The 13,611-nt window shown below is 52.3% G+C and carries 14 protein-coding genes; 10 read left to right on the top strand and 4 right to left on the bottom strand.

Annotated features, from left to right (window positions below):
• Window positions 1–170: 170 nt before the first annotated feature.
• The 3 genes from HU143_RS12785 to HU143_RS12775 all read left to right on the top strand — a co-directional run bounded on the left by HU143_RS12785 (window position 171) and on the right by HU143_RS12775 (window position 3,921).
• Complete coding sequence (locus HU143_RS12785) at window positions 171–3,227, top strand: FAD-binding and (Fe-S)-binding domain-containing protein (protein ID WP_023226942.1); 3,057 nt, start codon at window positions 171–173, stop codon at window positions 3,225–3,227.
• Window positions 3,224–3,634, top strand: a complete 411-nt coding sequence (gene menI / locus HU143_RS12780) for a 1,4-dihydroxy-2-naphthoyl-CoA hydrolase (RefSeq protein ID WP_000637930.1) — start codon at window positions 3,224–3,226, stop codon at window positions 3,632–3,634. The genes HU143_RS12785 and menI overlap by 4 nt, the downstream gene beginning before the upstream one ends.
• Window positions 3,635–3,732: 98 nt before the next feature.
• The gene (locus tag HU143_RS12775) at window positions 3,733–3,921 is read left to right on the top strand and encodes a YdiH family protein (protein WP_001537749.1); all 189 of its coding nucleotides are present in this window, start codon (window positions 3,733–3,735) and stop codon (window positions 3,919–3,921) included.
• 287 nt (window positions 3,922–4,208) lie between these two features.
• Here HU143_RS12775 and HU143_RS12770 read toward each other — a convergent pair whose 3' ends face one another.
• Window positions 4,209–5,555 carry an L-cystine transporter gene (locus HU143_RS12770; RefSeq protein ID WP_001618221.1) on the bottom strand — a complete coding sequence of 449 codons (1,347 nt, stop codon included), beginning with the start codon at window positions 5,553–5,555 and terminating at the stop codon, window positions 4,209–4,211.
• Between the two features lie 426 nt (window positions 5,556–5,981).
• On the opposite strand from HU143_RS12770, the gene sufA reads away from it, so the two are divergent.
• The 7 genes from sufA (at window position 5,982) to ldtE (ending at window position 12,657) form a co-directional block, all read left to right on the top strand.
• Entirely contained in the window at window positions 5,982–6,350 is a 369-nt protein-coding gene (gene sufA / locus HU143_RS12765) for a Fe-S cluster assembly scaffold SufA (protein WP_000418968.1), read from the top strand.
• Between the two features lie 8 nt (window positions 6,351–6,358).
• Window positions 6,359–7,846: a Fe-S cluster assembly protein SufB gene (sufB, locus tag HU143_RS12760; RefSeq protein ID WP_000089383.1), complete on the top strand. Its 1,488-nt coding sequence runs from the start codon at window positions 6,359–6,361 to the stop codon at window positions 7,844–7,846.
• 16 nt (window positions 7,847–7,862) lie between these two features.
• Window positions 7,863–8,609, top strand: coding sequence for a Fe-S cluster assembly ATPase SufC (gene sufC, locus HU143_RS12755; RefSeq protein ID WP_001580259.1), 747 nt, complete (start codon window positions 7,863–7,865; stop codon window positions 8,607–8,609).
• Window positions 8,584–9,855 carry a Fe-S cluster assembly protein SufD gene (gene sufD, locus HU143_RS12750; RefSeq protein WP_001580258.1) on the top strand — a complete coding sequence of 424 codons (1,272 nt, stop codon included), beginning with the start codon at window positions 8,584–8,586 and terminating at the stop codon, window positions 9,853–9,855. The genes sufC and sufD overlap by 26 nt, the downstream gene beginning before the upstream one ends.
• Window positions 9,852–11,072 (top strand): cysteine desulfurase SufS, encoded by a 1,221-nt coding sequence (gene sufS, locus HU143_RS12745; protein ID WP_000143859.1) that lies wholly within the window; start codon window positions 9,852–9,854, stop codon window positions 11,070–11,072. The genes sufD and sufS overlap by 4 nt, the downstream gene beginning before the upstream one ends.
• A gap of 12 nt (window positions 11,073–11,084) precedes the next feature.
• Window positions 11,085–11,501: a cysteine desulfuration protein SufE gene (gene sufE / locus HU143_RS12740; RefSeq protein ID WP_000729468.1), complete on the top strand. Its 417-nt coding sequence runs from the start codon at window positions 11,085–11,087 to the stop codon at window positions 11,499–11,501.
• Between the two features lie 154 nt (window positions 11,502–11,655).
• Window positions 11,656–12,657, top strand: coding sequence for a L,D-transpeptidase LdtE (ldtE, locus tag HU143_RS12735; protein ID WP_023226943.1), 1,002 nt, complete (start codon window positions 11,656–11,658; stop codon window positions 12,655–12,657).
• 66 nt (window positions 12,658–12,723) lie between these two features.
• Here ldtE and HU143_RS12730 read toward each other — a convergent pair whose 3' ends face one another.
• From HU143_RS12730 to lpp, 3 genes are all read right to left on the bottom strand, one after another.
• Entirely contained in the window at window positions 12,724–12,963 is a 240-nt protein-coding gene (locus HU143_RS12730) for a major outer membrane lipoprotein (protein WP_017465453.1), read from the bottom strand.
• Window positions 12,964–13,043: 80 nt separating this feature from the next.
• Window positions 13,044–13,286 (bottom strand): major outer membrane lipoprotein, encoded by a 243-nt coding sequence (locus HU143_RS12725; protein ID WP_023226944.1) that lies wholly within the window; start codon window positions 13,284–13,286, stop codon window positions 13,044–13,046.
• A gap of 82 nt (window positions 13,287–13,368) precedes the next feature.
• Window positions 13,369–13,605 (bottom strand): murein lipoprotein Lpp, encoded by a 237-nt coding sequence (lpp, locus tag HU143_RS12720; RefSeq protein ID WP_001082307.1) that lies wholly within the window; start codon window positions 13,603–13,605, stop codon window positions 13,369–13,371.
• Window positions 13,606–13,611 lie beyond the last annotated feature (6 nt).

Here is a 13,611-nt window from a genome sequence, read left to right as displayed (position 1 = left end):
AACAGGCCGATTCTGCATGTAATTCTGTTGGGCGCACAGGAAAAAAATGTGATACAACAAATAACGCAACACGCAAACGATTAAGCATCCCTTCCTGTGCGTAGACCGCTCGCGCTCGCCGGGTTGGGCGCCACCGTTCACAACATAGACCGCAGGAAAAGGTCAATATAATGATTCCACAAATTTCTCAGGCACCCGGCGTCGTTCAGCTGGTGCTCAATTTTTTGCAGGCGCTGGAGCAGCAAGGGTTTACGGGCGATACGGCAACCAGCTATGCCGACCGTCTGACAATGTCGACCGATAACAGTATCTACCAGCTTCTTCCCGATGCTGTTGTGTTTCCCCGTTCTACGGCAGATGTCGCGCTTCTTGCCCGTCTGGCGGCGGAGCCGCGCTTTACGTCGCTGATATTTACCCCTCGAGGCGGCGGTACTGGCACGAATGGCCAGGCGCTAAACCAGGGCATTATTGTTGATATGTCCCGCTATATGAACCGCATTATTGAAATTAATCCTGAAGAGGGATGGGTGCGGGTAGAGGCGGGAGTGATAAAAGATCAGCTTAATCAGGCGTTAAAGCCGTATGGCTATTTTTTTGCGCCGGAACTTTCCACCAGTAATCGCGCCACGCTTGGCGGTATGATTAATACCGATGCCTCCGGTCAGGGTTCGCTGGTCTATGGAAAAACGTCAGATCACGTCTTAGGCATACGGGCCGTATTGTTAGGGGGCGATATCCTTGACACGCAATCGATGCCTGTAGAGCTTGCCCGGACGTTGGGTGAAAACACGACGACGCCAGGCCGCATCTATCAGACCGTCTATCAGTCCTGCCTGGAAAACCGTCAACTTATCCTCGATAGCTTTCCAAAGCTCAATCGCTTCCTGACAGGCTACGATTTACGCCACGTCTTTAACGATGACATGACCCGCTTCGATCTCACTCGCATCTTAACGGGGTCGGAAGGGACGCTGGCGTTTATTACTGAAGCCCGGCTGGATATTACCCCGATACCCAAAGTCCGCCGTCTGGTGAATGTAAAATACGACTCCTTTGATTCCGCGCTGCGTAACGCCCCTTTTATGGTTGACGCGCGCGCCTTATCCGTCGAGACGGTCGATTCCAAAGTCCTTAACCTTGCGCGGGAAGATATTGTCTGGCACTCCGTTAGCGAATTGATTACCGATGTGCCGGATAAAGAGATGCTTGGCCTGAATATCGTGGAATTCGCGGGTGATGATGAAGCGCTTATTGACGGACAGGTCGAGGCGCTGTGCCACCGGCTGGATGGCCTGATGGCGCGAGCGGAAGCGGGCGTGATCGGCTGGCAACTTTGTACCGATTTGACGGGTATTGAGCGTATTTACGCGATGCGTAAAAAAGCGGTAGGGCTGCTGGGTAATGCGAAAGGCGCTGCCAAACCGATTCCTTTTGCGGAAGATACCTGCGTGCCGCCTGAACATCTGGCCGATTACATCGCCGAATTTCGCGCCCTGCTGGATGGTCATGGCTTAAGTTACGGCATGTTCGGCCACGTGGATGCCGGGGTGCTGCATGTGCGTCCGGCGCTGGATATGTGCGATCCGCAGCAGGAACTGTTGATGAAACAGATCTCCGATGAGGTCGTCGCGCTGACCGCCAGATACGGCGGGCTGTTGTGGGGCGAGCATGGAAAAGGTTTTCGTGCGGAATACAGCCCGGCCTTTTTCGGCGAAGTCCTGTATGGCGAGCTGCGCAAAATAAAAGCGGCTTTTGATCCGAATAATCGACTTAACCCGGGCAAAATTTGTCCGCCGCAGGGGATAGAGGCGCCGATGATGAAGGTGGATGCGGTAAAACGCGGCACCTGGGATCGGCAAATCCCGCTGGCGGTACGGCAGACCTGGCGCGGCGCTATGGAGTGTAATGGTAACGGCCTGTGCTTTAATTTCGATGCGAAAAGCCCGATGTGCCCGTCGATGAAAATTAGCCTTAACCGGATCCACTCGCCGAAAGGGAGGGCGACGCTGGTGCGGGAATGGCTCCGTCTATTGGCCGATCGCGGCGTCGATCCGTTGAAGCTGGAAAAGGAGCTGCCGGAAAAACGCGCCAGCTTACGCACGCTGATTGCCCGCACCCGGAATAGTTGGCACAAACGCAAAGGCGAGTATGACTTTTCCCATGAAGTTAAAGAGGCCATGTCCGGCTGTCTGGCGTGTAAAGCCTGTACGACCCAGTGTCCGATTAAAATCGATGTTCCGGAGTTTCGTTCACGTTTCTTACAGCTTTACCATACGCGTTATCTGCGCCCGGTACGCGATCATCTGGTGGCGACGGTCGAGACCTACGCGCCGCTGATGGCGCGTGCGCCAAAGACCTTTAACTTTTTTATTAACCAACCGGTGGTTCGTAATCTGGCGAAAAAACATATCGGTATGGTGGATTTACCTCTGCTTTCTGCCCCTTCATTGCAACAGCAACTGGTGGGCCATCCGTCCGCTAATATGACGCTTGAGCAACTGGAGCGCATGAGCGCCGAGCAAAAAGCGAAAACGGTACTGGTAGTTCAGGATCCGTTTACCAGCTACTACGACGCCCGGGTCGTGGCGGACTTTATCCGCCTGGCGGAAAAACTGGGCAGGAGGCCGGTATTGTTACCGTTCTCGCCGAATGGTAAGGCGCAGCATATTAAAGGTTTTCTTAATCGCTTTGCGAAAACGGCGAAAAAAACCTCTGAGTTCCTTAATCGGATCGCTGCGTTGGGGATGCCGATGGTGGGCGTCGATCCGGCGCTGGTTCTGTGTTATCGCGACGAATACAAACTGGCGCTGGGCGAACAGCGCGGCGATTTTCATGTGTTGCTGGTGAATGAATGGCTGGCGCAGGAAATAAATGCAAGACTGTCCATCGAGGTGAGCGGCGAACCGTGGTACTTTTTTGGTCATTGTACGGAAGTCACGGCTTTACCCGGCGCGCCTGCGCAGTGGGCCGCCATCTTTGCCCATTTTGGCGCGAAGCTGGAAAATGTCAGCGTAGGCTGCTGCGGTATGGCGGGCACTTATGGACATGAACTAACCAATCATAAAAATTCGCTGGGAATTTATGAGCTATCTTGGCATCAGGCGATGCAACGTTTACCGCGAAACCGTTGCCTGGCAACCGGTTATTCCTGCCGAAGCCAGGTTAAACGCATTGAAGGTACGGGCGTGCGTCACCCGTTGCAGGCATTACTGGAGATTATAGGTTGATCTGGAAACGTGAAGTGACCCTCGATGCGCTTAATGCGATGGGGGAAGGGAATATGGTTGGCCTGCTTGATATCCGCTTTGAGCGTATTGGGGACGATACGCTGGAAGCGACAATGCCCGTCGATCATCGCACCAAACAGCCGTTCGGCTTGCTGCATGGCGGAGCGTCTGTGGTGCTGGCGGAAAGTATCGGCTCGGTCGCAGGCTATCTGTGTACGCAGGGGGAGCAAAAGGTGGTGGGGCTGGAGGTGAATGCCAACCATGTACGGTCGGCGCGTCAGGGGCGCGTACGAGGCGTCTGTAAAGCGTTGCATACCGGGGCTCGCCATCAGGTCTGGCAGATAGAGATCTTTGATGAACAGGGACGTCTGTGCTGTTCTTCGCGTCTTACTACAGCGATTGTGTGACGTTGTCACCATAAAAGTGTGATGCATATTGCTTTTGGTCAAAATGTGCGCAGAAAAAGGTGATATACTGTGCACGTTTACACATAAGCGAGGATGATATGTCTACTGATTTGGACCCAACCCAACTGGCGATTGAATTTTTACGCCGTGATAAAACCGAACTTTCTCCCGCGCAGTATTTGAAGCGTTTAAAACAGCTGGAGTTAGAGTTTGCCGATCTCCTCACCCTCTCTGCAACCGAACTGAAAGAAGAGATCTATTTCGCCTGGCGGTTGGGCGTGCATTAATAAAGTCTGTGTAGGCCGGATAAGGCGTTAGCCGCCATCCGGCTATGTTACCAGGCAATCTCACCAGACACTGTCCCCCGGTAATAGATAACCCCCTTGATTTTGTTTAAAAAAAATACAGATCGCCATTTGTGCTAAAAAGGCGCGCTCTCTTTATGAGATTATTCTTATGCCCCTTCAAGAGCTAAGCCATTAAGAGTGCCGGAGATAAGCGCCGGATGGGGCCGGAACCCTTAAGCCTGTATTGAACAGACTTAAGGGTTTTTCTTTTCCGGGCGCGTAAAAAACTAAGGTCTGTCAATAACCGCCGGCATGTCGTCAGCCGTATGATTATTCAAAATACGGTTAGCCAGCACCCCTGACATCATCGATCCGTTAACGTTCAGTGCCGTGCGGGCCATATCAACGATAGGTTCGATGGCAATAAAAATACCGACCAGCGCAACGGGAAAATTCAACGTCGACAGGACAATCAGCGCCGCGAACGTACCACCGCCGCCGACGCCGGCTACGCCAATAGACCCTAGCGCAATGGCAGGCAACATCGCGGCCAGAAAATGCAGCGAGAGCGGATCGATGCCGATGGTGGGCGCAATCATCGCTACCATAATAGCCGGATAAATCCCGGCGCAGCCATTTTGCCCCATACTGGAGCCAAACGAGGCGGAAATATTGGCAATGGTGCTTTGTACGCCAAATTTTTCCTGGGCGGAAATGGCCAGCGGAATAGAGGCTGCGCTGCTGCGGGAGACAAACGCAAAGGTTAAGACGGGCCAGACCATTCTGAAATAACGCGCTGGATTATTACCGCTGAGGATCAGCAAGATGGCGTGCACGATAAACATCATGAAAATCGCGATATAACAGGCGCCGATAAAACCAAGTAAGCTGGCGAATTGTTCAAGGCGGTATGATGAAAATACGGTAGTCATTAATGCCATGACGCCATAGGGCGTTAATGCAATAACGATACGTACCATCTTCATGACCCAGATCTGAACAGCGTTAATGCCTGCGCTTAATTTCTGACCTTCTTCCGGCGCCTCTTTTTTGACCTTTAACAGGGCGATCCCCGCTATTAGCGTGAAGATAACGATGCCGATAACGGAAACACTTCTGGCCCCCGTAAGATCAAGAAAAATATTAGTCGGAATCAGCGATGTCACTAACTGGGGAATCGACACCGCGGCAGTCTTATTGACTTCTTCCGTAGTTAACATTGACGGCATGTGCACAAAAGCGCTGGCGTCAAGCCCCAGCACATGAGCGGTCAGTAATCCGATAAAACCGGCAACCATCACCAGGCATAACATGCATCCGACGATCGTCAGCGACATTTTTCCGATGCCGGCACTATTTTCCAGTTTATTGATGGCGGAAAGAATAGAAATAAAAATTAGCGGTATAGCGACCAGTTTTAGCAGGTGGACGTAACCATTGCCGACGATGCTGTACCATTCGATAATAGTTTTAGTGTGATTTGCTGAAATAAAATGTAGGGATAAACCAATAACAGCCCCTAAAAAGATAGCGATAAAAACGCTTTTCGACAGGGAATCGCTTTTTTGATTAATTCTCAAGATGACCCACGAGAAAACCAAAAAAAGTACGATATACGCGAGCGTAACAACCATATTTTAAGCCTCTTGCCTCATTCAGCACCTGAAATGCCGGAAAGAGTTTACATAAACCTATAGCTCAAACTGAGTTATAGAACCGCAGCGGATTATAAAGAGCGCAACGCCAGGTATCCATACAAAAAATGGGGTTCTGACCTCGCCGCCCGGCAATGTCGACAGCCTATTAATTAAATAGTCATTTTCTATACATCTTTTCGTTTTTGACCTGTCAGAACGGTTAATATCTTATAAATCATTACTTATCAAAAGGTTAAGTGGTTTTTTGTCTGTCGTATGACCTGGCGGACAGGGTCTATGCTTAATAAAAGGCGCTCAATATGACCATTTGTTGGAAAGCCCCTGCGGTTAAGGGGTTGAAGTGATAATCATTATCACTAACATGCTGTTATATCCTGGTGATTTAGAACGCGAGGTAACTCTATGGAATTGCATTCAGACACGTTTAACCCGGAGGACTTCCCCTGGAAAGGGCTGACGTTAACGCCAGCGGCGGCTGCGCACATACGTGAACTGGCAGCAAAGCAGCCGGGCATGTTGGGCGTGCGGTTAAGCGTAAAACAGACGGGATGTGCCGGATTTGGCTATGTTCTGGATACCGTTCGGGAGCCGGATAAAGACGATCTGGTTTTTGAAGCCGAAGGCGCAAAGCTTTTCGCACCGTTACAGGCGATGCCTTTTATTGACGGAACAGAAGTGGATTACGTACAGGAAGGGCTGAACCAGTTATTTAAATTTCATAACCCCAAAGCCCAGAATGAATGCGGCTGCGGCGAAAGTTTTGGGGTATAGGCGGTACTATGTCTCGTAACACTGAAGCAACGGAAGAGGTCGGCATCTGGACAGGCGGACGCCTTAATTACAAAGAAGGATTTTTCACGCAACTACCCACTGATGAACTGGCAAAAGGCATCAGCGAAGAGGTGGTGCGCGCGATTTCCGCAAAGCGTAACGAACCTGAGTGGATGCTGGAATTTCGTCTCAATGCCTATAGAGCCTGGCTGGACATGGATGAACCGCACTGGCTGAAAGCGCACTACGATAAATTGAACTATCAGGACTACAGCTATTACTCTGCGCCATCATGCGGAAACTGCGACGATAGCTGCGTTTCCCAGCCGGGAGCCGTACAGCAAACGGGCGCGAATACCTTTTTGAGTAAAGAGGTTGAAGACGCCTTCGAGCAACTTGGCGTTCCGGTTCGCGAAGGGAAAGAGGTCGCCGTCGATGCGATTTTTGACTCGGTCTCCGTAGCGACCACATACCGTGAAAAACTGGCGGAACAGGGCATTATTTTCTGTTCTTTTGGCGAAGCGATACACGATCACCCTGACCTGGTCAGGAAATATCTTGGCACCGTCGTGCCGGGGAACGATAACTTTTTTGCCGCGCTGAATGCGGCAGTCGCTTCCGATGGGACATTTATCTATGTTCCTAAAGGCGTGCGTTGCCCAATGGAGTTATCCACCTATTTTCGCATTAACGCTGAGAAAACCGGTCAGTTTGAGCGCACGATTCTGGTGGCGGATGAAGGCAGCTATGTGAGTTATATCGAAGGCTGCTCCGCGCCCGTACGCGACAGTTATCAGCTACACGCCGCGGTAGTGGAGGTCATCATCCATAAAGATGCTGAAGTAAAATATTCCACCGTACAAAACTGGTTCCCGGGCGACAACAACACGGGCGGCATTTTGAACTTTGTGACCAAGCGGGCGTTGTGCGAAGGGGAAAACAGCAAGATGTCGTGGACCCAGTCGGAAACCGGTTCGGCGATTACCTGGAAATACCCGAGCTGCATTCTGCGCGGTGATAATTCTATCGGCGAGTTCTATTCCGTTGCGCTGACCAGTGGACATCAGCAGGCTGACACCGGCACCAAAATGATCCATATCGGTAAAAACACGCGCTCAACCATTATCTCAAAAGGCATTTCCGCCGGCCACAGCCAGAACAGCTACCGTGGGCTGGTAAAAATTATGCCGACGGCAACCAACGCCCGAAATTTCACCCAATGCGACTCCATGTTGATTGGCGCGGACTGCGGCGCGCATACGTTCCCGTATGTTGAATGCCGCAATAACAGCGCGCAGCTGGAGCACGAGGCGACGACATCACGCATCGGTGAAGATCAGCTTTTCTATTGTTTGCAACGCGGCATCAGCGAAGAAGACGCTATTTCGATGATCGTCAACGGTTTCTGCAAAGACGTTTTCTCGGAACTGCCGCTGGAGTTTGCCGTTGAAGCGCAAAAACTGCTGGCGATTAGCCTTGAGCACAGCGTCGGTTAATGATGAAGGAAAACCCATGTTAAGCATTAAAGATTTACAGGTCAGTGTGGAAGAAAAGGCGATTTTGCGTGGCCTGAATCTGGAGATTCGCCCCGGCGAAGTTCACGCCATTATGGGGCCGAACGGTTCCGGGAAAAGCACGCTTTCCGCCACCCTGGCGGGACGTGAAGATTATGAGGTCACCGGCGGCTCGGTTACGTTCAAAGGTAAAGATCTGCTTGAACTGTCGCCGGAGGAACGGGCGGGCGAAGGGATTTTTATGGCCTTCCAGTACCCGGTAGAAATCCCCGGCGTCAGTAACCAGTTTTTCCTGCAAACCGCGCTGAATGCCGTGCGCGCCTACCGCGGGCAGGCGTCGTTGGATCGCTTTGATTTTCAGGATCTGATGGAAGAGAAGATCGCATTGCTGAAAATGCCGGAAGATTTGCTGACCCGTTCGGTAAACGTCGGTTTTTCCGGCGGGGAGAAAAAGCGCAATGATATTTTGCAAATGGCGGTGCTGGAGCCGGAACTGTGCATCCTTGATGAGTCGGACTCCGGACTGGATATCGATGCGTTGAAAATTGTGGCGGAAGGCGTCAACGCGTTACGCGACAATAAACGCGCTTTTATTATCGTGACCCACTATCAGCGCATACTGGACTACATCAAGCCCGATTACGTCCACGTCCTCTATCAGGGGCGAATTGTCCGTTCCGGCGATTTTACTCTGGTCAAACAACTGGAGGAGCAGGGTTATGGCTGGCTTACCGAACAGCAGTAAAGCGCTACAGCAATGGCAGCATCTCTTTGAAGAAAAAGGAGAAAGTCGAACTGAGCTGGCACGACAACATTTCCAACAGATGTTACGTCTGGGATTGCCGACGCGTAAACATGAAGACTGGAAATACACGCCGCTGGAGGGCTTAACCCATAGCCAGTTTATCCAGCAGTTTGCGACTATCAGCGCCGCACAGCGTGATGCGCTGGCGCTGCAAATCGATGCCGTGCGGCTGGTGTTTGTCGATGGTCGGTTTATGCCAGAGCTCAGTGATAGCACGCAAAACAGCGGATTTGATGTTAGCGTCAGGGATGAGCGCCAGGCGCTTGCCGCGCCGGTGCAGCCTGAGGTTTTTCTGCATCTGACGGAAAGCCTGGCGCAATGTGTCACGTATATACAGGTCCGGCGAAATCAGCGTCCGACGAGGCCGCTACTGTTAATGCATATCACGCAGGGTGTGGATGGCGACGAGCTGAATACCGCGCATTATCGCCACCATCTGGCGCTGGCGGAAGGCGCGGAAGCGACGGTTATTGAGCATTATGTCAGCCTTACAGCGGCAAAACATTTTACCGGCGCGCGTCTGACGATGAACGTTGCAGACAATGCGCAACTGCGCCATTTCAAACTGGCGTTTGAAAATGCGTCCAGCTATCACTTTGCGCATAACGATCTTCTGCTGGCGACAGACGCCTCGGCGTTTAGCCACAGTTTTCTGCTGGGCGCCGCAGTACTACGTCACCACAGCAGCTCACAACTGAATGGCGAAAACGCGACGCTTCGACTGAATAGTCTGGCGATGCCGGTGAAAAATGAAGTCTGCGATACGCGGACATGGCTGGAACATAACAAAGGCTACTGTAACAGCCGCCAGTTGCACAAGACCATCGTCAGCGACAAAGGACGCGCGGTCTTTAATGGCCTGATTAACGTGGCGCAACACGCCATTAAAACCGACGGCCAGATGACCAATAATAACCTGTTGTTGGGGAAACTGGCCGAAGTCGATACCAAACCGCAATTAGAGATCTATGCCGATGACGTGAAGTGCAGCCACGGCGCGACAATCGGGCGTATTGACGATGAGCAGATGTTTTATCTGCAATCACGCGGCATCAGGCAGCAGGAGGCGCGGCACATGATTCTTTACGCGTTTGCCGCAGAGTTAACGGAAGCTATCCATGATAGCGCCCTTAAACAGCAGGTGCTGGCGCGAATCGGCCAGCGACTGCCCGGAGGCCTGGTATGACATTTCCTGTAGAAAAAGTACGGGCGGATTTTCCCATACTGCAGCGTGAAGTTAACGGCCTGCCGCTGGCTTACCTGGACAGCGCAGCCAGCGCTCAAAAACCTAATCAGGTGATTGATGCTGAATCTGCCTTCTACCGTCACGGCTATGCTGCGGTACATCGAGGTATCCATACGTTAAGCGCGCAGGCGACCGAAAGCATGGAGAATGTGCGTAAGCAGGCGTCGCGGTTTATTAACGCCCGCTCCGCAGAAGAACTGGTTTTCGTGCGCGGTACGACGGAGGGCATTAACCTTGTCGCCAACAGTTGGGGAACGGAAAATATTCGCGCCGGGGATAACATTATTATCAGCGAGATGGAGCATCACGCTAACATCGTTCCCTGGCAGATGCTGTGCGAGCGCAAAGGCGCCGAACTGCGCGTGATCCCGTTGCATCCTGACGGTACGCTGCGGCTGGAGACCTTAGCAGCACTGTTCGATGACCGAACCCGACTGCTGGCCATTACCCATGTTTCCAATGTGCTGGGGACGGAAAACCCACTGCCGGACATGATTGCGCTGGCGCGCCAGCATGGGGCGAAAGTGCTGGTGGATGGCGCCCAGGCCGTGATGCACCATGCTGTTGACGTCCAGGCGCTGGACTGCGATTTTTACGTTTTCTCCGGCCATAAACTTTACGGGCCGACCGGCATCGGCATTCTGTATGTTAAAGAGGCGTTGCTGCAAGAAATGCCGCCGTGGGAAGGGGGCGGGTCGATGATCTCGACCGTCAGCCTGACGCAGGGAACGACATGGGCGAAAGCGCCCTGGCGTTTTGAGGCGGGAACGCCGAATACTGGCGGCATCATCGGTCTCGGCGCGGCGATTGACTATGTGACGTCGCTGGGACTGGATAAGATTGGCGATTATGAGCAGATGCTGATGCGCTATGCGCTGGAGCAACTGGCGCAGGTGCCTGATATCACGCTGTATGGTCCGGCGCAGCGGTTGGGCGTCATCGCGTTTAATCTGGGTAAACACCATGCTTACGACGTCGGTAGCTTTCTTGATAATTACGGTATCGCGGTACGAACGGGACATCACTGCGCAATGCCGCTCATGGCCTGGTATGGCGTGCCGGCAATGTGCCGGGCTTCGCTGGCGATGTATAACACCCATGAAGAAGTGGACCGACTGGTGGCAGGATTAACGCGTATCCACCGCTTATTGGGATAACAGTGAGGTTTTATGGCTGCGCTACCGGATAAAGAAAAATTGCTGCGTAACTTTACGCGTTGCGCTAATTGGGAAGAGAAATATTTATATATTATTGAGTTGGGGCAGCGCCTGGCGGAGTTAAATCCGCAGGATCGTAATCCGCAAAATACGATTCATGGCTGTCAGAGCCAGGTGTGGATCGTGATGCGGCGAAACGCCAACGGCATTATCGAATTGCAGGGCGACAGCGACGCGGCGATCGTTAAAGGCCTTATGGCGGTGGTATTTATTTTGTACCACCAAATGACGGCGCAGGATATTGTGCATTTTGATGTCCGGCCATGGTTCGAAAAAATGGCGCTTGCGCAGCACCTCACACCTTCTCGTTCTCAGGGGCTGGAAGCAATGATTCGCGCAATTCGCGCTAAGGCCGCCACTCTTAGCTAAACTGTACAGACAGCGTTCTACCTGATGTCAAATCCTTTGTCGGACGGCGACGTCGCTTTATCCAGAGTGGACAGAGCGTATATTTTGTTGTTCTGATAAGCGAAGCGCTACCAGTCGTCGCAGAGGGCATCACCAGGAATACAGGAGGTTTGGTATGAAACGTGCGTCTTTCATTACGCTAACTATTATCGGCGCGTATAGCGCGTTACAGGCAGCCTGGGCGGTTGATTATCCATTACCGCCCGAAGGCAGCCGTCTTATTGGTCAGAATCAAACCTATACCGTACAGGAAGGTGATAAAAACCTGCAGGCTATCGCCCGGCGTTTTGATACGGCGGCGATGCTCATTCTTGAAGCGAACAATACGATTGCGCCGGTGCCTAAGCCCGGTACGCTAATTACCATTCCCTCGCAGATGCTATTGCCGGATGCGCCCAGGGAAGGCGTTATCGTCAACCTCGCGGAGCTACGGCTGTATTATTACCCGCCGGGAGAAAACCGCGTACAGGTGTATCCCATCGGCATCGGTTTGCAGGGACTGGAAACTCCCGTCATGGACACCCGGATAGGGCAAAAGATCCCCAATCCGACGTGGACGCCGACGGCAGGCATACGCCAACGTTCGCTTGAGCGGGGGATCACGCTGCCGCCGGTGATCCCTGCCGGGCCAAATAACCCGCTGGGACGCTATGCGCTGCGTCTGGCGCACGGTAATGGGGAATATCTCATTCATGGCACCAGCGCGCCGGATAGCGTAGGTCTGCGTGTGAGTTCCGGTTGTATTCGCATGAACGCGCCGGACATCAAAGCGTTATTTGCGCAGGTCAGAACGGGGACGCCGGTAAAAGTGATTAACCAGCCGGTGAAATTCTCTGTCGAGCCGAATGGCATTCGTTATGTAGAGGTACACAGGCCGCTATCGCCGGAAGAAGAGCAAAACGTGCAGACGATGCCCTACGTGTTGCCTGCGGAATTTACCGCGTTCAGAAACGCGCAAGGGGTGGATAGTCGCCTGGTCGATAAGGCGCTATACCGGCGAGCCGGGTATCCTGTCAGCGTGAGCGCCGGGCAGACGCCGGCGGTAAATACGACCGCAGTCGAATCCGCTCAGAACGTTTTTGTCGGGGAAGAGGGGCAAACGCGCGCGACGCAGTAGCCTTCGCAGCAAACGACGGACAAAAAAATGGCGCACGATGTGCGCCATTTTATATTGTGCGTCAAATTATTTACAGATGCGGAATACTTTGTTGTCCAGACGTTGGTTCGCGCGAGCAGCATCGTCTTTAGCAGCCTGAACGTCGGAACGCATTGCATTTACGTCATTACTCAGTTGCTCAACTTTAGCGCTCAGCGTCTGTACATCGGAAGACAACTGATCGATTTTAGCGTTGCTTGAACAACCTGCCAGTAACGTGGAACCCAGAACTGCTGCACCTAAGATCAGCTTGTTAGTACGGGTCATAATAATATCCTTATATTATGAGTGGTTATGTGGGTAAAGAAATGGCGCACGATGTGCGCCATTTTATATCGTGCGTCAAATTACTTACGGACGTGGGATACTACTTTGTTGTCCAGACGCTGGTTCGCGCGGGCTGCGTCGTCTTTAGCAGCCTGAACGTCGGAACGCATTGCATTTACGTCATTACTCAGTTGATCAACTTTAGCGCTCAGCGTCTGTACATCGGAAGACAACTGATCGATTTTAGCGTTGCTTGAACAACCTGCCAGTAACGTGGAACCCAGAACTACTGCACCTAAGATCAGCTGGTTAGTACGGTTCATAACAATAACATTATACTTTGTGTGGTTATGTGGGTAAAAAAAATGGCGCACGATGTGCGCCATTTTTATTACGCAGGTACTATTACTTACGGTATTTAGTAGCCTGGTTGTCCAGACGCTGGTTAGCGCGAGCTGCGTCGTCTTTAGCAGCCTGAACGTCGGAACGCATTGCGTTCACGTCGTTGCTCAGCTGGTCAACTTTAGCGTTCAGAGTCTGAACGTCAGAAGACAGCTGATCGATTTTAGCGTTGCTGGAGCAACCAGCCAGCAGAGTAGAACCCAGGATTACCGCGCCCAGTACCAGTTTAGTACGATTCATTATTAA

The sequence above is a fragment of the Salmonella sp. SJTUF14076 genome (assembly GCF_015534835.1).
Lineage (GTDB): Bacteria > Pseudomonadota > Gammaproteobacteria > Enterobacterales > Enterobacteriaceae > Salmonella > Salmonella enterica.
Note: the sequence above shows the minus strand (reverse complement) of the source record. Positions and strands in the feature narration are given on the sequence as shown.

Coding starts and splice junctions, on each gene's coding strand:
- sufB (WP_000089383.1), top strand. CDS start 6,359: ATGTCTCGTAACACTGAAGCAACGGAAGAGGTCGGCATCTGGACAGGC.
- HU143_RS12725 (WP_023226944.1), bottom strand. CDS start 13,286: ATGAACCGTACTAACCAGCTGATCTTAGGTGCAGTAGTTCTGGGTTCC.
- sufC (WP_001580259.1), top strand. CDS start 7,863: ATGTTAAGCATTAAAGATTTACAGGTCAGTGTGGAAGAAAAGGCGATT.
- ldtE (WP_023226943.1), top strand. CDS start 11,656: ATGAAACGTGCGTCTTTCATTACGCTAACTATTATCGGCGCGTATAGC.
- HU143_RS12730 (WP_017465453.1), bottom strand. CDS start 12,963: ATGACCCGTACTAACAAGCTGATCTTAGGTGCAGCAGTTCTGGGTTCC.
- HU143_RS12785 (WP_023226942.1), top strand. CDS start 171: ATGATTCCACAAATTTCTCAGGCACCCGGCGTCGTTCAGCTGGTGCTC.
- sufD (WP_001580258.1), top strand. CDS start 8,584: ATGGCTGGCTTACCGAACAGCAGTAAAGCGCTACAGCAATGGCAGCAT.
- lpp (WP_001082307.1), bottom strand. CDS start 13,605: ATGAATCGTACTAAACTGGTACTGGGCGCGGTAATCCTGGGTTCTACT.
- sufE (WP_000729468.1), top strand. CDS start 11,085: ATGGCTGCGCTACCGGATAAAGAAAAATTGCTGCGTAACTTTACGCGT.
- sufA (WP_000418968.1), top strand. CDS start 5,982: ATGGAATTGCATTCAGACACGTTTAACCCGGAGGACTTCCCCTGGAAA.
- sufS (WP_000143859.1), top strand. CDS start 9,852: ATGACATTTCCTGTAGAAAAAGTACGGGCGGATTTTCCCATACTGCAG.
- HU143_RS12775 (WP_001537749.1), top strand. CDS start 3,733: ATGTCTACTGATTTGGACCCAACCCAACTGGCGATTGAATTTTTACGC.
- HU143_RS12770 (WP_001618221.1), bottom strand. CDS start 5,555: ATGGTTGTTACGCTCGCGTATATCGTACTTTTTTTGGTTTTCTCGTGG.